Genomic DNA, 18,623 nt, shown 5'->3' with positions numbered 1-18,623 from the left:
CGTCACGAATGACCACGGGTCGCTGACGACGACCGACACCTCCCGCATGCCCCCGACGATATCGCCCGCTCAGCGGCATGTGCGGACGTTGGGATGGGAGACTGCGCGGATGGTGCTACGGCGCGACTACGGGGAGTACCGGTGGGCGATGACGCAGTTGTTCGCTGATGTAGACCCATCGGGTTACATCAAGGACTACGCCGCCCCGGACGACGAGTATGACAAGTACATCAACGCCTTGTTGAAGTGGCGAACGCCAGTGACCTCCGAGCATGTGGTCGAGGTCTTGGGTGAGGTTGAGCCCGAGAAGGCGGTGCGTCTAGTCGATGGCATCGCTCGCATTCGCCGTGAGTACGGCTACCACGGCAGCGAAGGCTAACGGTCCGCTCATCGGCATGTTCGGATGTTCTGGGGGCGCCCATACGCGGGGGTAAGACGCAGCTTTTCGGAACACCCGTCGCGGCCAGATTCTCCCGGTACCTCCACTCGCCCACCGCAGATCGGTATTCACGATGGTCGCGGGAGCGGTCGGTGCACGGGCCCGCAGCAGGCTGCGGTTGGCGGGACGCAACTAATCGTTGAGGTCCGGCTGTCGATTTCGACAGCACCCGTCCGTCAGAGTGATGCAGGGCCGCACGGGCGGTCCCAGACGGGAGGCAAGCCATGACCAAGTACGCCATTTACTTCCACCAGCAGTGGGTCGGTGACCACACCGAGGAGTGGTTCCGCAGCCGCGTCAAACCGTCCACAGAGGTCGTCAACGAGATGGAGGAGGCAGGGGTCCTAGTGTTCGCCGGCGGTCTGGTGGAGGACATGTCGCAGGCGTTCAGCCTCGATGGCACCAGCGGCACCATGGTGGTGTCCGAAGGCCCCTACACGGAGACGATCGAGCATCTCGGCGGGATCACCATCATCGAGGTCCCTGACCTCGAGGAGGCAAAGAAGTGGGCCGCCAAGGTCGCCGACGGGTGTGGCTGGCCCCAGGAGGTCCGGGAGGTCCGATAGCGCTGACCACTGGGAGCTGGTGACCCAGATCCGTGCGCCCGACAAGCGGGGATGTGACGCACTCTTCGGCAGATTCGGGCGTCGTGTCAGGAGAGCCCGTTCGGCCAGTCATTCCATCGGCGAACGTAAGCACTCACCGAGTCCAGGCTGGCGTCGAGCGCGATCCACTCACTGGCGGCCTGTCGGATGAGTTCGTTCACACGGTTCCAGTATCCCGTTCACGCCCGCTCATCGGCAGAACACCGGAGTGCTCTGACCACGATATGTCCGCCGGTCGACCGGCCGCAGCCGCAGAGGTGGACCCTTCTTCGAGCCGGCAGAACCGTGGGTTGTTGCGTTCCCGGGCACCGCGGCGGGGATGGCCGCGGTGGAGGCAAGTTGAGAGATCACGGGCACGGACGTGTCGCCGATCGCCGACGCTACAGTGGGTGCAAGGGACTGGTTCCACGCTCAGCGAGCAAGGCTCTGCCCCCGTCCCGCCTTGTTTTCTACACAGTTTTCTGTACAGTTTCGGTCATGACGATGATCGCTGACCTTCACCCCCAGCGCCACGTGTCCGTGACCGCGGCCAACGTCCGCGGCGTCGCTGGGCTGGTCAAGGACGCCGAAGGCGGCGAGGACATCATCGTCGAGCGCCACGGCCGCCCCGTGGCCGCGGTCATCTCGGTCGACCACTTCGCCGAGCTCCACAACATGCGATCAGACCTGACCGCAGCCGCCCTCGTCCTGGCCCGCGAGCTCACCGACTCCGGCCACCGCACCGACCTGGACGACGCCATCGCGGCGTTCGGGTTCGACCGGTCCCAGCTCGAGGCCGAGCTCGACACTGACGTCGCCGCCGGCCGCGGGTGACCCCGACGCAACATGCCGTCGCCCGGCCACAGCAGTGGCAGGCGACCGACGGGGACGTGGCGCGTGGCTGACAAGCCCAAGCACCCCGACGTTCACGGCTGCGTCGTCCGCTTGACCGACGACGCGGTCGAGGACCTCGGCACCCTCTTCAAGGCCGACCCGCAGATCGTGGGATGGGCGCTGAAGAAGATGATCCAGATCGAACGCGACCCCAACGCCGGCGAACCGCTCCTCGGAGGCCTCATCGGCTACCGGAAGATCACCGTCGGCGACAGGGACTGGCGCATCGTGTGGCGAGTCGTCGAGGACGAGGCCGGCAGCTACCTCGTGGAGGTCGCTGAGGTCTGGGCGGTCGGCTACCGCAAGGACAGCGAGGTCTACGCCGAGATCCAGGCCCGCGTGGACTCAGCCGGCTCCTCACCGAAGACCAAGGCCCTCACCGACGTCCTTGCGATGTTCACCAAGCCCGCACGAGGCCTGACGGCCACCCCGGAGCCCACAGAACCCGAACCAGTGCCACGCTGGCTCAGCGAGTCGCTCAAGCACGTGGTAGGCATCCCCGCCGACCAGGTCGAGAAGATGACCCTCGAGGACGCCGACAGGGCTTGGAACGACTACATCGCCGGCCCAGGGTCCGCTCACTAGGTGTGCCTGCTTTTCATGACGTTGCTGTCACAAAGCGCCTTCATCGCGGCAGATGAGTGCGCCCCGAGACTCAGGCGAGGCTGAGCCAGCGTTCGGTCACGCACCCCTCCTCGTAGTTCCACCGACCGTCGGCTTCCCCGCGCTCCAACAGGTCCTTCACGCTGGCTAGCGGGGCCTCCGGTCCGATGTCGAGCGCCACCATGTTGACCGGCGTAGCCATCCCCTCGCCTGAAATGCCGAAGGGCGTGAACGCATCCACGACTGCCTGCCGGTCACCGTTCAGTGGCCCATCTGGTCGGGGGATGACCCGAACCACCACACGCTCGCCACGTTCAGCGAGCCTGACAAACCACAGCACTCCGGCGTCGTCCGGCTTCGCTTCGACAACGTCGTCCGCCGCAACGCCACGAACGAACCAAGGCGTGTTATCAAGCCGGAATCTTTCCGACCCGAGTGGCTGAGCCCACAGCCCCTCTGACTCCGCCGGGGGCCACCCCGAGCCATCGCGGTCAAGGACGAACCGGACCTTGACTGTGTCGCTCATGCAGCCATCTTCAGGCAAAGCGAACCGCATGTCAGACGAACGCTCATCGGCACGACCGCGCGATCAGCGGCATGAGCGTGCGGTTGCCCCTGCATACTGACGGCCATGTTCGCGTGCCCGGTGTGCGGCTCTAAGGAGTTGACGGTGAAGCCGTACGCGACATGGCCACCACCGGAGGGGTCGTCCCTCGCTCCGCCCTATGAGGACTCGCTAGGCAGCCCGTCCTACGTGGCGTGACCTGGCAGATGCGTACGACCGTCGCTTGCAATAGACAGCGGGTCAGCCGAGGTGCACGCATCTCGGCCATGTGAGTGCGATTCATGCGACATGATCGCTTCCGTGCCCGACCTCATCGCCGAGTCGATCCAGCGCCTTGCCGCTAGCGGAGTGCGACTCGATCGGGGCCTTTCGGACGGGGAGCTGTCGCGGGTCCAGGACAGGCTCGGCTTCGCCTTCGGACCCGAGCACCGCGAGTTCCTCCAGGCGGCGCTCCCTAGTGGCGAGTCGTGGCCGGACTGGCGGAACGATCCCGATGAGGATCTGCGTAGACGCCTCGCCTGGCCGATCGATGGCGTCATCTTCGACGTGCACAACAACGGCTTCTGGCCAGCCTCATGGGGTGAGCGACCTGATGGGAAGGACGATCGGGAGCGTGAAGCCCGCGCACATCTTGCCGGTGTCCCGAGACTCATTCCGCTGTTCTCCCACCGGTGCATAGCGTCAGACCCGCGGTTCAAACCCGGCCCGGTCTTCTCGGTCTATCAGACCGACGTCAATTTCTACGGCGATAACCTCCTCGACTACGTGGCCCACGAGTTCCGCGTCCCGCCCCTCCACCCTTCAGCCCGTACGTATGTGCCGTTCTGGTCGGACCTCTGCGAGGGTGCTGAGAACCGCGATCTCTAGGGACCGCTCATCGACAGATTCGATACGGCCGACTCGCGGGGTATGACGCACTTCTTCAAAGGCACGGAGCGCGGCAGATGAGTGCGTCGCTAGGGTCGACACGTGACTGAACATCCGGAAATCGTCTGCATCTGCGGATCGGCGAAGTTCATGGCCGAGATGCGCGCGGCGACCCGTGAACTGAGCCTTTCGGGAGTGATCGTCCTAGCCCCGAGCGAGGCAGACGAGTCGCCCACCCCCGAGGAGAAGGGCATCCTGGACGCTCTTCACCTACGCAAGATCGACCTGGCCGACCGTGTCCTGGTCGTCAACCCAGGTGGATACGTCGGCGAGTCGACGCGAGGAGAGGTCGCCTACGCCCAGGCTGCTGACAAACCGATCACCTTCACCAATCCGTTCTGACAACCCGCCGCGCGCATAGGCAGCGGCGGCGCGGCGGATGGCCAACGGTGTCGAGATGCAGAAAGCTCGGCGAACCCAACCGGGCTACTTCGACGAAGGGGCCTGCGCCCGATCTGGTGGGGCGCTCGTCCGCTCGACCTCTTGCGCGTATTGCGCACGTCATCCGGCGGCGAGCACCCCCCAGGCGACGGTGATCGCCGACATCGAGGAGTCGCCGCTCGTCAACCGCTCGAAGGTCCCGGCACGGAAGTCCCAGGCGACGAGGTGCCGCTGCTCCTCGCCGAGATCCATGGTGCGGAAGTCCATCGGGCCAACCAGAAGCAGCACGGTCTCCTCGTCGAGGAAGCCCAGGGCGGTCAGGTAGCCGTTGTCGGTGTAGACCGAGCTGCGGTCCCGGATCGGGGCGTAGCCGACCACCGCGCCGGTGGCCGCCTCGACCACCATCGGGCCACCGTCGCCGGGCAGCCCGTTGCCGCCGCCCGTCATCGCCACCAGCCCGCGCTCGAAGATCAGACGCTCGCCCCAGTAGCCGAAGGGCACGCTGCTGGTGATGCTGGCGACGTGCGGTGCTCCATCCCACACCCGGAGGTCGAGCTCCTCCCAACGCTTCTCCACCACCGGCCCCACGGGGTCGAAGGCGAGGCCGGTGCCGTAGGGCCTGCTGTACGGCGCCCTCCGCGCCGTGCCGTCGAGCTCCACCAGCCACGTCGCGTCCCAGTGCAGCACCGCGAGACCGGCCGCGTTCCCCAGCGGCGCCCAGCGCAGCTCGGGAGCGGTGTCCCACTCGGCGAGCTCGTCGGGCCACGGGATGGTCCGCCGGGCGCCGGTGGCGACCTCGACCACGAGGATCCCCGCGTCCGTCGACATCGCGACCTTCTGCCCGCCATGCGGCAGCACCGGCCGCACCACGTCGTTCAGCGTGCCCGACAGCGCCTCCGCGGTGCCCGGCACCGAGCGCCATCGCCCGTCCTCGCCCAGCAGCATCACGTCCCGCCCCGCCGCCGGCCAGGCCACGACGGCCGCCGGCATCGGGTCATCCTCGATCGCGGGCGCCTCCTCGGGCGGGACGAGCCGCACCGGCAGTACCGTCTCGCGCAGCGGTGCGTCCACGATGGTGAACGGGTCCCAGGTCGGGTGGACGACGGGCTCGTCCGGCGGCTCGGGGGCGGACGGCGTCGGTGCTCCGGTCGGCGTCGGCGAGGCCGTGGGCGTCGGTGCCGCCGGGGCGGGCGCCGTCCCAATGGTGCCGCCTCCGATCAGGCGAATCCCGCCCAGGACGGCGAGGACCGAGGCGGCGACCGCCGCCACGGCCACTGCACCGCGTCGACGCCGGGCTTGCCGCGCCCCGATCAGCGCCGCTCGGGCCATTCCCGGGCTCTCGATCCGGTCGGTGGCGCGGTGCAGCACCTCGCTCAGGCCCTCGGCGTACCGCTCCTCGTCCCTCTCGTCGTCCATCAGGTCCCTCCGATCAGGTCGAGTAGCTCCGGGGCGCCGGTGCGCAGCCGGGCGAGGGCGGCGGCGTTCTGGCTCTTCACCGTGCCGACGGAGACCCCCAGCACGGCGGCGGTCTCCCGTTCGGTGAGGTCGTCGAAGTGCCGGAGCACCAGCACCGCGCGTTGCGACGGCGTGAGCCGGGCGAGCGCCCGTCGGACGACCATCTCCGTGTCCGGGTCGAAGGAGACCGCCGGCACGACCACCGTCTCGACGAGCTCGGTCTCCCGGTGGCGGCGCCGCCGCCAGGCCGTGACGTGGTCGCGCGCCAGGATTCTCCGGGCGTAGGCCGTCGGGTTCTCGTGCTGCAGCCGGGGCCAGCGGAGGGCGACCTTGACGAGCGCCTCCTGCACCAGGTCCTCGGCGCGCTGGAGGTCCCCGGTCAGCAGGTACGCCGCGCGTAACAGCGGCCGCTCGACAGCGGCCGCCCATGCGGTGAATCCCTGCTCATCCATCCGCCCTCCCCCGGCTCCTCACCCAGTCAACGCCATCCGCACCCCGCAGGGTTGGCGCGACTTCTGCCGGCCACGCGGCGAACCGGGCGCGTCGTCCGCACGACCGGCCTAAGCTGTTCGGGTGCAGCACTTCGTCTTCCTGTGACGGCGGACGAGTGACCTCGCTCATCGGGACCGCGAAAGCCGTCTGAAGGCCATCGTGTTGGCCCGTGGTTCACGACTGATGGACCTGCCCGGCGTCGGCCCAGTTGTCGCTGCCCGCGTCCTGGCCGACGTCGGTGACGTGACCAGTTCGCCGACCGCAACCGATTCGCGTCTTGGACCGGCACCGCGCCCCTGGACGCGTCCTCGGGTGAGCAGAACCGGCACAGGCTCTGACGGGCCGGGAACCGGCGGATGAACCACATGATCCACATTGCCGCGATCAGCCAGATCCGGCTCGACACCGAGGGCCGCGTCTACTACCGACGCAAGCGAGCCGAGGGCAAGAAGTCCCTCGAGGCGATCAGGTGTCTCAAGCGAAGGATCTCCGACGCGATCTATCGACAGCTGCTCGAGGACGCACAACGGGACACAGCCGGCGAGGACCTTGGCACGGGCCCGGGAGGGCACTGCGGGGCGACTCTTCAATCCAGCGCGGTCGACCTGCTCCCGCTCATCGACACTTCGGATCAGCCACTTCCCGGACCGCGGGGACGACGCTACGCCGAACCGGTTGACAACAGAAGGGAGCCGAAGTGACGCACTACGGAGCTGCGCTGAGTGGCTCTCAACCACGCGCTGATCGGTGGGCCGCAGCGAGCAAGCAGACTGGCGTGATGAAGTCGCGCCGAGTCAAGGACCTGATGTTCGGTGCTGCCGGGATGCTCCTCGTCCTGGTGGTCGCGGTAGGGATCTTCTGGTGGGTGGTGACTGACCCGGCCCCCGGAGACGAGGCGCGCTCCCCCTCTTCGCGTCCGGAGGACGCCGCGCGTGCCCCTGGCGCGGAGCCCCCTTCAGACCTGGGCACGGACGAGGCCTGGTTCGAGGAGCTGCGCTTGGACGCGGCGACCCTGGTGACCGAGGGCTCGCTGCTCCATGATGTCGAGGCCGTGGGCCAGGACGTGGTCACGAGTCCCGAGACGGTGGTGGCGGGCCGGGTGAGCGTCGAGGCGACCGTGCCGTTCGCGGTCGTCGCCGACGAGGTCGGTGGCGGGACTTCTGTGGGGGCCGCCGCCGACGGCCAGGCGACTGTCGTGCGCACCGTCGAGGTCCTGGGCCGCGACCTACGTGTCACTGCCACCGGAACGGTGGAGGCCCAAGGTGGGCGACTGGTTCTCGAGCCGAGCTCTATCGACATCGGTGGGCCTGACTTCTTCTCCGACGCCACTGCGACCCTGGTGCGCCAGCTCGTGACCATCGAGCACGACATCGAGGGCCTGCCCGACGGACTCGTGCTCCAGGACGTCGTCGTCCAGGACGACGGCTTCCGTGCCTACCTACGTGGCGAGCGTGTGCGGCTCGTCCCGTAGTGAGTGGATCCGCGCCCACGCGAACAGGGCCAGCCCGACCAGCACCGGCCACAGGGCAAGGCGCTCGAAGGCACCGGATGCGGGGCCGTCGCCGGAGAGCACGAACGACACGGCCGCCGTACCGGTCAGGACCCCCGCAGCGAGAAGACCCCCAGCCAGGCGCGGTCGGTCACTCCGCAACCGCGTCCCGAGAACGATCAGCGCGATCGGCTGCGCTGCGAACAAGGGTGTCGCTGCGATCGCGTGCAGGGTGTTGTGCTGGTCGAGAGGCGCGAGGCCCGTCGCGACCGAACTCAGCCCGGAGACCACCAGCAGTCCCGTGACCCAGGGCCCCAGAGTCCGCGAGAGCAACACCGCACCGCCGACCAGCAAGGCGCCGAAGCCCACGAACGAGCCGTTCATCAGCTCGTGCCGCGGCGAGCAGTACGCCGCCGAGCAACCGACCTCACCGAGTCGGCTGACCGAATCGGAGACGAAGCTGTAGCCGCCCGTCGTCGCCGCGGCAACGACGAACTCGGTCGCGATGTACGCCGGTCGCACCAGGAGTGCCAGCGCCCCCCAGCGCGCGGCCCGGACGCCGGCGACTCTTTGGAGCCGTCGTCCTTGGGCCAGGGGCATCAGGTCACCGTAGCCGGGGTGGAGACATCTCAGGCTCGCTTGGCGCCAGCCCGCCGTACCGGCATACGCTCGAGACGCTCGCGGCGATGCCGGAAAGACGCAAAGAACCATCAGTGAAGGAAACCTATGTGCCGAGTTCTCGCCTATATCGGGTCAGAAGTACCGCTGGAGAACCTGCTGCTCAAGCCGGAGAACAGTCTCGTCAACCAGGCCCTCGACCCGGAGCGTCACCCTCAGCTTCAGCTGGCCGGGTGGGGATTCGGAGCGTGGGGCGAGCACCTGCTCAAGCCCGAGGAGCCCTTCCTCTACCACCGCCCCATGGCGGCCTTCTACGACGACAATGTCGGCGGGATCGTGCCGAGTCTCCAGGTCAGCACAATGCTTGCCCATGTGAGAGCCGCGGACTACAACGCCAAGACCGTGCTGGCCGATGAGAACTGCCACCCCTTCTCCTACCAAGGGACCCCTTGGATCATCGCGCAGAACGGCGACGTGCCGAACTGGAAGCTCTTGCAGCGCGAGCTGCTGCAGCACTGCAAGGACGAGTACCTGGAGCAGATGAGGGGGAACACGGACACGGAGTTCCTCTACGTGCTCCTGCTGTCCCTGCTCGAGAGCGACAGCGACGAGGACGTGAAGCGCGCTTTCGAGGAGATGCTGAGGCTCCTGGTGCAGGCGATGAAGGATCTCGATCTCCCAGCACTGACCAAGCTGAAGGTGGCTCTGGTTTCTCCGAACCGAATCATCGGGGTCAACGTCGGAACCGGGCACCAGGGCGAGACTGACCCGGCTGGTGACTGGAGAGAGCTGCGCAAGTCCGGCCCGGGCACGGACGACTTCGCCCTCTCCATGCTCCTGGAGCCGATGTATCTGCTGATGGGTCGGAACTTCCATGACGACTCGACGTACGGCTTCGAGGACTGCAGTGTCGAGGAGGCGACGTCCGTCATCTTCGCCTCCGAGCCGCTGACCGAGGGCACCGACGACTGGTCGACGTTGGAGTTCGGGGAGATCGTGTTCCTCGAGCGGGACGGTGAAAGCATCACCAGAACCGTCGACCGGTTGAAGGTGTAGAGGGGCACTCTCGGGGCGGCGCTAGCGCCAGCGCCTCCGGGCGCTCGGGACCTTCGCGGTCTTGGGCGGGAGCGCGCCGACCTGGATCTCCGCGCCGTAGGACCAGCCGGGAAGCAGCGGCAGGAACTCACCGCTCCAGAAGGTGCCTGGGTCGAACCACGTCGGCTTCCAGCCGTCCTCGACGATCCCCATCTCCTGGAGGGTCAGCGCCACGGCCTCCGCGCAGAACGCCGCCTCAGGACGAACCCGCTGTCCGCGCTTGCGGCGCGGCTGGTGGGCGTCGCGCCCGCCTAGCCACCGGGCGGCGAGGCGGGCGGTGCTGGGGAACGAGACTCCGTCGAGGCGCGCGATCGCGCGCAGTGCGCCGTCCTCCTGTTCCCGACCCGCCTCCGGGGCGAGCTGGCGCATCCACGCCGCCTGGCCGTAGGTCTCCCGCCACCGGGTCACCGCGTCGCCGAGGTCGTGCAGCTGCACGCCCCGGTGGAAGTCGCCGGACCAGTGGTCGACGAGTGCCTTGCCGAGTTCGGCGTGCCACAGCAGCGGCGGCAGGTCGTCGATGACCACCGCCATGCCGACGTGGTTGACGGGGGCGTTGGTGAGGGTCCGGATGGCGCGGTCGGCGGTGGTGCGGCCGCGGAACAGCCAGAGGTCGCCCGTGCGGGTGAGGCGGGCGGCCTCCTCGACGGAGATGCCCTCGGCGCGCATGTCACTCACGCGAGGCATCGTGCCCCATGGGGGCTAGGGTCGCCCGTATGCGCGCGGCGACGTGGTGGAAGCTTCTCGGGATGGCCGGCATGGCCGGCGTGGTGGCGACCGGCGTGGTGGTCGCCCGCGGAGAGCGGAAGCGGCAGGCGTACACGCCCGAGCAGGTCCGCGACCGGCTGCACCAGCGGTACGAAGAGATCGAGGAAGACACGCCAACCCCGGGCTAGACGTGACCTCCCGGGACGTCCTAGCTAGGGCACACTTCGGCTCGTGCTTCACATGCTGGACCTGGGGTCCCGGAAGTTCTGGCAGCTCACCGGCCGCCGCGTCGACCTCGAGGGACGCGAGCGGTGGCTCGATGCACCCGTGAGCAAGTCATCCCTGGTCAGCACCGAGTGGCTAGAGACCGAGGCGGCCCGGCACGGCGGCGCGCTGGACGACGACCCGCGGGCGGGGTTGCTGTCGTCGATGTCCGTGCTCGACGGCCCCGGGTTCGACGCGGACCGCCTGCACCCGGACGTCCGTGACTTCTACGAGCACACGGCGTCCTGGCAGATGGAGGTGTGGACCGGCTGGTCTCCGCTGTTCTGGCCGGGCGGGGAGCTGATCTCGCGGTTGTGGGGGCGTCGCGTCGAGCAGCTCGCCCTGCCGATGCGGCCGCTGGACGTCGCCCACGGGATGGACAGCCAGGTCACGCCGATCCGGGACCGCCACGGCGACCAGATCGCCGCGGCGTGGACCCGCAACCTGCGCAGCAACGGACGGCCGGTCTTCAGCGGCGCCTACTCCGCCCGGACGCTGCCCGGCGCTGACCGCCCGAGCGTCCACGTCGCGTTCCCCCTCGAGTCGGGCAACCTCCAGGTCTTCCTCCGCCCCTCGGTCGTCGACGGCGGAGGGCTCCTGCTGGAGTCACCGAAGGGCGGCTTCGGCGAGGACGGGGCGTACATCGTCGTCCGCGAGCGGCGGGACCACGCGGCGCGAGTCCCGCTGCACGAGGTCTTCCACGCGTACGTCGACGCGCACGGCGTGCTGCGCACCGACCACGAGCTGCGACTCTGGAACGCGCCGGTGGTCCGACTCCACTACAAGCTGGAGCGCGCGTCGTGACGATCCACAGCTTCCACCTCGCGGAAGTCCCCTGGCGGGTCGGGGCACGGGCACTGGTGCGCCCTCCGGCGAGCTCGACGCCCGGTCTCGACCACGTCGAGTGCCTGTCGCTGATGCGGCTCGGCGCTCCCGTGGTCTCCCCCGAGCGGCTGCAGCTGACCCGGTTGGCCGTCTTCGCGCAGTGGCAGGACGAGGCGGCGCTGACCCACTTCCTGGCACGCGACCCACTGGGACGCAGGCTGGCGCAGGGGTGGCACGTGCGGTTGGAGTTCATGCGCCGGTGGTCCAGCATCGCCGCGCTGCCGGGCCTGCCGCAGCGCGCCGGCGGCTGGGAGCAGGACGAGCCGGTGGTGGCCGTGACGCTGGCCCGGATGAAGATCCCGGAGCTTCTCCGCTTCCTGCACCACGGCAGGCCGGTGGAGCGTCTGGTGCGCGACCACCCGGGCGTGACGCTCGCGGTCGCCGCCCTGAGGCCGCCCCGGACCATCTCGACGTTCTCGGTCTGGCACAGCGTCCGTCAGATGGTGGAGATGGTGCACGGCCGCTCGGACGTGCCCGAGCCCCAGCGGCACGCCGCGGCGATGCGCGAACGGGAGCGGCGCGACTTCCACCACGAGTTCGCGACCTACCGCTTCCGGCCCCTCTCCGAGCACGGCTCCTGGGAGGGGCGGACGGGCATCGTGCCTGGGCATCACATCTAGAGGGTCAGCTTGAAGCCCTCGTGCGTTGCCGCATAACCGAGACGCTCGTAGAAGCGGTGGGCGTGGTGCGGCTCTTGTCGGAGGTGAGCTGGGCCAGGACGGCGCCCTCGCGTCGACCATATTCGTGTCAGTCTCGCGTGGGCATGACGCACATCGCTGGAACGCGTGAGTGGCGGCAGATCCGGCTATCAGAGCGCGCGGACGATATCGATGGTTCTTGGGCTTCAGTCGCCGAGTCCCGTGATCCGGCGCAGCTCAGCGAGGTGTGCATGCAGTGCCGTCCGCCCGGTGTCGGTGAGGCTCAACCATGTCCGTGCCCGGCCTTGCTGCTTCTCCTTGTGAGTACGGACGTAGTCAGCGTCCACGAGGACCTTGAGGTGCTTGCTGACGACATAGTCACTGACACCCAGGGTTTCTTGCACGGTGGCGAAGTCGACGGAGTCCACCTCAGCCAGCAGCGCACAGATGTGCAGCCTGTTGCGGGCATGAATGACCTCGTCGAACCTGGGCGCCTTGCTCACGCCCGGGCTCGCTTCCCGGCGGGAAACTCGCCGCGCGCAAGACGCCGGTCGGTCCACTGCTCGTAGAGGTAGGTGAAGACGAACCCGACCGCGGCACCGACCAAAGGGGCCAGGTCAATGTCGGCGAAGGTCTGGAGCGATACGCAGACCACCAGCAAGCCGATCAGCGCCACCGAAGGGATCGTCCAACCGTTGTTGTACCGGTCAAAGGAAGCTCCGGTGCTGCGCTTGAGTAGCTCACGCAAGACCACCGGCCCCACTACCGCAGCGAACACCACCAGGAAGGCTCCGGTGCTGAAGGAGCCAAGGGAGATGCTCTCGTACGGCATGCCGGCGCCAGTGAAGAGCGCGGCCACGATCACGGAGGCCATGACCTTGTACCACCACGGCGTGGCCAGTCGATGACCGAACCGGGCCCGGACGTAGTCCAGATCCCGGAGAACTCCCCGGGCATCCTCTGCGTCGCCCATCGCACGGTGAGGGCCAGGGTCGTCCAGCCCGAAAGGTTCGCTTGCCATGAAGGCAAGTTACGCAGCCACTTGCCTGTTTGGCAAGCCATACGTGTGAAAGCCCAGGAGCATCCGCAAGTCTTAACGCCACGGCATGAGTCGACGTTTGTGAGGCCATACGCGGCAGATGAGTGAGGTTAGCCGAGCCACGCGAGTACGGCTCGCGCTCCAGCGTCTCCACCGTTCGCCATTTCGAGCAGCGCGGGTCGAAGCTTTGGATTTTTTACGACGGCGACACGCAACTGATCGTTCATCGCGTCTCCACGCTGATCGTCAACGACGGCGTACGCGCCTGTGAAGCGTTTAAGTGCCCTGGTCGTGGGAAGCCCCAGGAGACAGGCGGTTGCGCGCTCGATGACGACGAGATCTTCGTCGTTGAGCAGCGCGCCGAGCGCTGCATCGGCTTCCACATCGTCCATCGAAGCCAGTGCCTCCGCAGCGACTGCCCGGGCCTCCCACTTGCTGCTGCGAGCGGCCACCAGTGCAGCGCCCTTGTCCATGCTCGGATCGTAGTTCCCGCCGCATGGAGGCATCCGCTCCTCGGCTACTTGTTCCATTGACCCAGGACCGGTGCCTGGCGAGGCTCGGTCCAGGTGCCCGGGTCGTCGCTCTCATTTCGGCTGCCCACGCTAGGTCCGGCACCGGCTGTCGCGTAAAGGCAACCGCCAGATCAACCGGGTCCTGCACACCATGGCCCGCGTCCAGCTGCGCAATCCCACCGAAGGCAGGGCCTACTACGACCGCAAGAAGACCGACGGGAAAGCACTGATGGAGGCCATACGGTGCGTGAAGCGCCGACTGTCCGACATCGTCTTCCAGACCATGTTCAACGACGCCGTCCGCACCACTGAGGCGCCGCAGAGGACGGGCCCGGGAGGACAACGGGGCAACGACTCTGACTCCAGCGCGGCCGGCTCACATCCCCACACCAACTCTTCGGACAAGTCACTTCTCGGACCCCTCGAAGAGCAGCCTACGACCCCCTGCCAGTGGCCTCCTGAGACAGCGGGGAGCCCGCTGCGCGTCTTGTCCCGCGGCGCGCGAACGTCGTGGATGATGCGCAGGTGACTTCTCTGGGAAACCCCTCGGCGATCGCACGGGCCGTCGAGGAGTTCTTCGCACAGCACGAGGTCGCCACGCTCCGACTTCCCTCAGGATGGTTCGGTCGGCCGTATGACAACTGGCATAAGCTGACGGGAACGCAGGCGGACGGCGAGGACGTGCAGGTTCGGCTGGATGACAAACAGGAACTCACCCTGGACGCGGAAGGTGTCTCTTCAGAGGAGCGCATCCTTCGGGTCGTGATCCGACGCGGCAATTGGCGCTGGACCGAGTACGGGGCCGACGTCGAGCACACCGAGGTGCTCGGTCCAGGCGTCGTGGAGTTTCACGCGCCGTTCCATCGCTGACCTAGCGCCCACACTTCACCCAGTCCTTGACACAGAGGGGTGCCAGATTCGGACGCTTCGCTACGCCGTCACGCGGGGAAAAGACGCACTCATCGCGGCAGATGAGTGCGTTCAGCGATCCTCGTCAGTCCAGTCAGCGAATCGGCTGACCACGTTGCCTGCTTTGTCGGTGACGACCCACTGACCGCCAGGGTCTGGGTTGAAGTCCGCGAACTCGTCGGCAGGCAGATCGCGGGTCGAGGAAGCGATCAACTCGACGCCTGAGTCGCACACCAGGAAGGACTTGTCATCCTCCAGTGTCAGGAGGCGGCGCTTGATGCTGTCGGGCGACTCACGCCCGATGACCTCGGCAAGTTCGTCCCAACCGCTGGGTGTCATGACGATCTCCACGGTGCGCCGCCCGGCACCACTTGTGAATGAGACCTCGATGCCGTCCTTCACCTCTCGCGCGTCCGCCCACGACCTGAGCGAAGCCAAAAGGCGATCCCATGGGGACACATAGTTCATGTGCCAAGCATCTCAGCCCGGGACGGCTGCACACGCTCATCGGCATGAGCGCAAACTCGGATCGCGGCAGATACGGACGGATCAGCGCATCAGGTCAACGGCAACACTGGCGCTCCAGTAGGTAGCGCTGCGAGCCCCGGGACTGACACGGGTCAGCAGTCGTGCCCGACCGGTAGCAACGTCCCATGTGAGCAGCCCTCGGCCTCCGTCGTAGAACCAGACCGTGTCCTGATCCCACCAACCGCGCGGCCAACCTACGGCGTCACGCCGGCCCAGTTGCAACCGCGCCACCGGCGCCCAGGAGCGACGATCGACGGCCAGCAGCGCCCGGTTGAGACCGAACAGGACGTGGCTCGGTCCCACCGCCCCACCTAGGCGAGCACGGCGGTACGGCACGGGCACCAGGCCGCTCACCTGCGATTGCCCACGGTGAACGGTCCGCAGGGTGTCGTCGCCTCGCTTCGCGAAGGTGACCACTGATCCGTCGTCCGCGAACCCGTCGATCGGCAAGAGGTACGGCGCTGGGCTGGTGTCGAGTGAACGCAGGTCGACGGACCAGGTGCGATCACTCGATGCCCCGCGGCTACGCATGACGTCGATGCTGCGGCCGTCGGGGCGCCACGCCAGATAGTTGGTGTGATCCCCGGGTATGCGCACCTCGCGAGAGCGGGCCGTCGCCAGGTCGAGCAGCATGATGCCCGCTCTCGTCTTGGCCGCCCACGTACTGCCGTCCGGCGAGAGCTCACCCGCCCCGTATGTGTCAGAGCCGGGGTGCGTTGACGCGGGGAGTCGTAGGTCCACCATTTCCAAGGACCGCCACAGCCCGTCGACCCCGAGGAAGAACACCCGCTCCGCTCCCCACCCGCCACGATCGTCGAACGACTCACGGGGGTGGTACGTCAGGCGCGCTCGACCCGGTGGATCTCCGAGCAGGTCGGGAAAGACGCTGTCGTCCGGGGGGAAAGCTGTGGGCAGACTGGAGTCCTCTCGAGGAAGGCCATCGGCGATCCGATCCACCCGTACCTGAGCGATCGGCCAGGGCGGGGGCGGCGTCGAGGCTCGAGGAGCGGGGCTCGTGCTCGATGCGCCGGACGGCGGGGTAGCACCATCCGGATCACTGGCTTCCGAGCAACCGGACCCAGCCAACAGCGCTGTGACGATCACCAGACGAGCGCATCGCATCCTGATCACGTGTCTAGGACACCACAACGCCGCTCTTGGTTGCGGCCGGTGAACTGAATCGCACTGGGTCTGATGGAGGCTCTGGGGTGCCCCACAGAGATCGCCGGCCGGATCGTGGACCCCATGTAGTTCTGCGCAACTATCTGAGATCTGTGGCGTACCGCAGGGTTCGCCACCTGAGAGGGCAGCGGCCGCGGACAGTGCTCGCGCCGCCGCGTCATAGTGGGTGGTATGCGCGCGTGGTCGGCGGCCTGCCAGCAGTCAGCCCGGGATCTTCTGTACATCACTCTGTCGTCCCTTGACCCATCGGAAATCGTTCATTCAGGGCCGCGGTCCCGCACATCTGGGACGCTCGTGCCGTGACCGACATGATCTCTGCTCCCAAGGAGCTCAAGAAGGGCGCGAACGCGGCGCTCGGCGCTCTCGGGACTCAGCTGGGCGGGTTGACCGTGTTCCTGGACAGCCGTGGCCGGGATGACCAAGTCATCGACGCTGACGTGAGCGTGCTCCTGCTGGACGCGGGACGGAAGGTGCGGTCGGGCTCCGACTTCGTCTTCTACAACCAGCCCATTGCCCTAGGTGGCGCCGTCCACCTGCGCGACAAGGTGCGACCGGAGCCTGGCACGACCGAGGCCGAGCAGGGCTGGTCCTCCGACGTAGTGACCCTCGAGCTGGACGACGTATCTGATGAGATCGAGCAGATCGTGATCTCAGCCAGCTTGGACCCCTCGACCGGCACGACCTTCGGCGACGCCGAGGTGATCCGGATGCGCGTGCAGCGCACCGCCGACGCCAGCGATCTCCTGGTCTTCAACATCGATGACGCGACCACCGAGCGTGCGCTCGTCTTCGGCGAGTTCTACCGCCGCAACGGCGAGTGGAAGGTCCGAGCCATCGGCCAGGGCTACGACGAGGGTCTCGCGTCTCTGGTGTCGGCGTACGGGGTCGAGGTGGATAGCGATGCGGCGCCCACTGAGGACCTCGCCTCCGAAAAAGAGAGCCCTGCACCGGAGCACAACGGGGCCGATCCCGTCGAGGAACAACCAGCACAGCTGGCCACCCCGAGCAGGGGCGTCTCCGTTCGTCGGCCCACGCGTGCTCCGCGACTCCCCGCCGACTGGGACGCCTCCATCCCGGCTAGCGACGGCAACGACTGGCAACCAGCTCGGCTGTTCCCCGTTGCGGGGATAGGCAGCGGCGAGGAGCAGGAGCGACGCGCCACCTCCGCGCTGCTCGCAGTGATGAGCATGGTGCGCGAGTTCGGGGCCGCCTTGACCACGAAGTGTGGCGCCCCCAGAGGCGCCCTCACGACCTTCATCGAGGTCCCGTTCGGTCAGGACGAGGAGGCGTACCGGCCTGACGGCGTACTACAGGTCACCCGGGGCCAGAAGACCTGGACGGCTCTGGTCGAGGTGAAGACCTCGGCCGGCCGGTTGGACGCACAGCAGATCGACAACTACGTCGAGATCGCCCGCACCCGCGGGTACGACGCGGTCATCACGATCAGCAACGAGCTGGCCGGTGGCGACGCCGACCACCCGGTGCCCGTGGACCGGCGCAAGCTCAAGAAGGTCGCCCTGCACCACCTGTCCTGGGACCAGATCCGCGCCGAGGCCATGTTGACCGCCCGCCGCGGCGTCGCAGACTCCACGCAGGACAAGGTGCTCGCCGAGTTCATCCGCTACATGACTCACGCCCGCTCCGGGATGGGCGGCCTAGGTGACATGGGCCCGAACTGGGTCAAGGTGCGGGACGCCGTGAAGGCCAAGACTGCGCGAGCCTCCGACAAGGCGACCGGCGAGGTGAGTGCCCGCTTCGATGAGCTGGTCCAACACCTGGGCCACCATCTGTCCGGTCTGCTCGGGGTCGAGGTCCAGGCGCTGACCCCTCGTGAAACGCCTGACCACGCCAGCCGCCGCCAGCAGCTCGCCGACTCCGGGCTGCTGTTCGGGCGGCTCAAGGTCCCCGGAGCCGTGGACGTGCTCGTGGTCGGTGCCGACCTCCGCGCCGACAAGGCCACCGCAGCCATCACCGTGCAGGCACCCCGCGGCGAGACCCGGCCGCAGACCCGGGTGAGCTGGCTGCTCCGTCAGATCCCCGAGGCCGCCAAGGACTCCATTCGCATCGAGGCGCATCTGGCGGGACCACGCTCGACCTCGACGGCGGCTTTGCTCGGAAAGGTGCGCCAGGACCCGTCCTGTCTCTTGCCCGAGGACCAGCGCGAGATCAGGTCCTTCACCATCTCCCTGGACCTGCCGCTCGGCTCGAAGCGAGCCGCAGGCACCGGCACCCTCATCGGGTCGGTCAAGAGCGTGACCACCACCTTCTACGCCGACGTCGTACAACACGTGCGGCCGTGGGCGGACAAGCGCTAATCCAGCGCCACACATAGGTAGACAGTCCGACGCGGGCGCCCGCGCAGCAGGAAGCCCCCGCGAGGCCACGCCTCGCGAGGGCTTCCCGTCAGGAGCTTGTGCCA

At 67.7% G+C, this 18,623-nt stretch carries 24 protein-coding genes; 14 read left to right on the top strand and 10 right to left on the bottom strand.

Going from position 1 to position 18,623, the window contains the following annotated elements; genetic code table 11:
- From C5H89_RS19230 to C5H89_RS18510, 4 genes are all read left to right on the top strand, one after another.
- Positions 1–379, top strand: a 379-nt coding sequence (locus C5H89_RS19230; protein ID WP_205305132.1) for a hypothetical protein, incomplete at its 5' end; no start/stop codon positions are given.
- A gap of 284 nt (positions 380–663) precedes the next feature.
- Entirely contained in the window at positions 664–1,005 is a 342-nt protein-coding gene (locus tag C5H89_RS18520) for a YciI family protein (protein WP_104108438.1), read from the top strand.
- Between the two features lie 516 nt (positions 1,006–1,521).
- On the top strand, positions 1,522–1,857 hold the full coding sequence (locus tag C5H89_RS18515) for a type II toxin-antitoxin system prevent-host-death family antitoxin (RefSeq protein ID WP_104108437.1): 336 nt from the start codon (positions 1,522–1,524) through the stop codon (positions 1,855–1,857).
- Between the two features lie 63 nt (positions 1,858–1,920).
- Positions 1,921–2,502: a type II toxin-antitoxin system RelE/ParE family toxin gene (locus C5H89_RS18510; protein ID WP_104108436.1), complete on the top strand. Its 582-nt coding sequence runs from the start codon at positions 1,921–1,923 to the stop codon at positions 2,500–2,502.
- Between the two features lie 70 nt (positions 2,503–2,572).
- Here the strand turns inward: C5H89_RS18510 and C5H89_RS18505 are convergent, their stop codons facing one another.
- Positions 2,573–3,046 (bottom strand): DUF4265 domain-containing protein, encoded by a 474-nt coding sequence (locus C5H89_RS18505; protein ID WP_162799478.1) that lies wholly within the window; start codon positions 3,044–3,046, stop codon positions 2,573–2,575.
- A 339-nt stretch (positions 3,047–3,385) separates the two neighbouring features.
- Between C5H89_RS18505 and C5H89_RS18500 the strand changes: the two genes are divergently transcribed.
- Positions 3,386–3,952 (top strand): hypothetical protein, encoded by a 567-nt coding sequence (locus tag C5H89_RS18500; protein WP_162799477.1) that lies wholly within the window; start codon positions 3,386–3,388, stop codon positions 3,950–3,952.
- Between the two features lie 102 nt (positions 3,953–4,054).
- Positions 4,055–4,354, top strand: coding sequence for a hypothetical protein (locus tag C5H89_RS18495; protein ID WP_104108433.1), 300 nt, complete (start codon positions 4,055–4,057; stop codon positions 4,352–4,354).
- A 159-nt stretch (positions 4,355–4,513) separates the two neighbouring features.
- Here C5H89_RS18495 and C5H89_RS18490 read toward each other — a convergent pair whose 3' ends face one another.
- Positions 4,514–5,809 (bottom strand): hypothetical protein, encoded by a 1,296-nt coding sequence (locus C5H89_RS18490; RefSeq protein ID WP_162799476.1) that lies wholly within the window; start codon positions 5,807–5,809, stop codon positions 4,514–4,516.
- Positions 5,809–6,300 (bottom strand): SigE family RNA polymerase sigma factor, encoded by a 492-nt coding sequence (locus C5H89_RS18480; protein ID WP_104108430.1) that lies wholly within the window; start codon positions 6,298–6,300, stop codon positions 5,809–5,811. The genes C5H89_RS18490 and C5H89_RS18480 overlap by 1 nt, the downstream gene beginning before the upstream one ends.
- A 405-nt stretch (positions 6,301–6,705) precedes the next feature.
- On the opposite strand from C5H89_RS18480, the gene C5H89_RS19220 reads away from it, so the two are divergent.
- Both C5H89_RS19220 and C5H89_RS18470 read left to right on the top strand, forming a co-directional pair.
- On the top strand, positions 6,706–7,041 hold the full coding sequence (locus tag C5H89_RS19220) for a hypothetical protein (protein ID WP_205305131.1): 336 nt from the start codon (positions 6,706–6,708) through the stop codon (positions 7,039–7,041).
- A 77-nt stretch (positions 7,042–7,118) separates the two neighbouring features.
- Positions 7,119–7,811, top strand: a complete 693-nt coding sequence (locus C5H89_RS18470) for an LmeA family phospholipid-binding protein (protein WP_205305130.1) — start codon at positions 7,119–7,121, stop codon at positions 7,809–7,811.
- Here the strand turns inward: C5H89_RS18470 and C5H89_RS18465 are convergent.
- Complete coding sequence (locus tag C5H89_RS18465) at positions 7,779–8,429, bottom strand: DUF998 domain-containing protein (RefSeq protein WP_162799475.1); 651 nt, start codon at positions 8,427–8,429, stop codon at positions 7,779–7,781. The two genes, C5H89_RS18470 and C5H89_RS18465, sit on opposite strands and share 33 nt — an antisense overlap.
- Before the next feature lie 318 nt (positions 8,430–8,747).
- On the opposite strand from C5H89_RS18465, the gene C5H89_RS18460 reads away from it, so the two are divergent.
- Positions 8,748–9,503 (top strand): class II glutamine amidotransferase, encoded by a 756-nt coding sequence (locus C5H89_RS18460; protein WP_205305129.1) that lies wholly within the window; start codon positions 8,748–8,750, stop codon positions 9,501–9,503.
- Positions 9,504–9,524: 21 nt separating this feature from the next.
- Here C5H89_RS18460 and C5H89_RS18455 read toward each other — a convergent pair whose 3' ends face one another.
- Positions 9,525–10,208 (bottom strand): hypothetical protein, encoded by a 684-nt coding sequence (locus C5H89_RS18455; protein WP_104108427.1) that lies wholly within the window; start codon positions 10,206–10,208, stop codon positions 9,525–9,527.
- A 47-nt stretch (positions 10,209–10,255) separates the two neighbouring features.
- Between C5H89_RS18455 and C5H89_RS18450 the strand changes: the two genes are divergently transcribed.
- The 3 genes from C5H89_RS18450 to C5H89_RS18440 are packed head-to-tail and all read left to right on the top strand — an operon-like array spanning position 10,256 to position 12,016.
- Entirely contained in the window at positions 10,256–10,435 is a 180-nt protein-coding gene (locus C5H89_RS18450; RefSeq protein WP_104108442.1) for a hypothetical protein, read from the top strand.
- 52 nt (positions 10,436–10,487) lie between these two features.
- Complete coding sequence (locus C5H89_RS18445) at positions 10,488–11,315, top strand: hypothetical protein (RefSeq protein ID WP_104108426.1); 828 nt, start codon at positions 10,488–10,490, stop codon at positions 11,313–11,315.
- The gene (locus C5H89_RS18440) at positions 11,312–12,016 is read left to right on the top strand and encodes a hypothetical protein (RefSeq protein ID WP_104108425.1); all 705 of its coding nucleotides are present in this window, start codon (positions 11,312–11,314) and stop codon (positions 12,014–12,016) included. The genes C5H89_RS18445 and C5H89_RS18440 overlap by 4 nt, the downstream gene beginning before the upstream one ends.
- 224 nt (positions 12,017–12,240) lie before the next feature.
- Here the strand turns inward: C5H89_RS18440 and C5H89_RS18430 are convergent, their stop codons facing one another.
- The 3 genes from C5H89_RS18430 to C5H89_RS19035 all read right to left on the bottom strand — a co-directional run bounded on the left by C5H89_RS18430 (position 12,241) and on the right by C5H89_RS19035 (position 13,546).
- The gene (locus C5H89_RS18430; protein ID WP_104108424.1) at positions 12,241–12,537 is read right to left on the bottom strand and encodes a transcriptional regulator; all 297 of its coding nucleotides are present in this window, start codon (positions 12,535–12,537) and stop codon (positions 12,241–12,243) included.
- Positions 12,534–13,055, bottom strand: coding sequence for a hypothetical protein (locus C5H89_RS18425; protein ID WP_162799474.1), 522 nt, complete (start codon positions 13,053–13,055; stop codon positions 12,534–12,536). Before C5H89_RS18425 ends, C5H89_RS18430 begins: the two co-directional genes overlap by 4 nt.
- Positions 13,056–13,183: 128 nt before the next feature.
- The gene (locus C5H89_RS19035; RefSeq protein ID WP_162799473.1) at positions 13,184–13,546 is read right to left on the bottom strand and encodes a hypothetical protein; all 363 of its coding nucleotides are present in this window, start codon (positions 13,544–13,546) and stop codon (positions 13,184–13,186) included.
- A gap of 564 nt (positions 13,547–14,110) precedes the next feature.
- On the opposite strand from C5H89_RS19035, the gene C5H89_RS18410 reads away from it, so the two are divergent.
- Entirely contained in the window at positions 14,111–14,455 is a 345-nt protein-coding gene (locus C5H89_RS18410; RefSeq protein ID WP_104108421.1) for a hypothetical protein, read from the top strand.
- Positions 14,456–14,566: 111 nt separating this feature from the next.
- Here the strand turns inward: C5H89_RS18410 and C5H89_RS18405 are convergent, their stop codons facing one another.
- Together C5H89_RS18405 and C5H89_RS18400 are read right to left on the bottom strand one after the other, a co-directional pair.
- The gene (locus C5H89_RS18405; protein ID WP_104108420.1) at positions 14,567–14,962 is read right to left on the bottom strand and encodes a hypothetical protein; all 396 of its coding nucleotides are present in this window, start codon (positions 14,960–14,962) and stop codon (positions 14,567–14,569) included.
- 81 nt (positions 14,963–15,043) lie between these two features.
- On the bottom strand, positions 15,044–15,655 hold the full coding sequence (locus tag C5H89_RS18400) for a hypothetical protein (RefSeq protein WP_162799472.1): 612 nt from the start codon (positions 15,653–15,655) through the stop codon (positions 15,044–15,046).
- Positions 15,656–16,512: 857 nt separating this feature from the next.
- On the opposite strand from C5H89_RS18400, the gene C5H89_RS18395 reads away from it, so the two are divergent.
- Positions 16,513–18,519, top strand: coding sequence for a TerD family protein (locus C5H89_RS18395; protein WP_240181948.1), 2,007 nt, complete (start codon positions 16,513–16,515; stop codon positions 18,517–18,519).
- Positions 18,520–18,623: the final 104 nt, after the last annotated feature.

This window comes from Nocardioides sp. 616, assembly GCF_002930065.1.
Classification (GTDB): domain Bacteria; phylum Actinomycetota; class Actinomycetes; order Propionibacteriales; family Nocardioidaceae; genus Nocardioides; species Nocardioides houyundeii.
The sequence above is the reverse complement of the archived record's forward strand: the minus strand, read 5'-3'. Positions and strand labels throughout refer to the sequence as shown.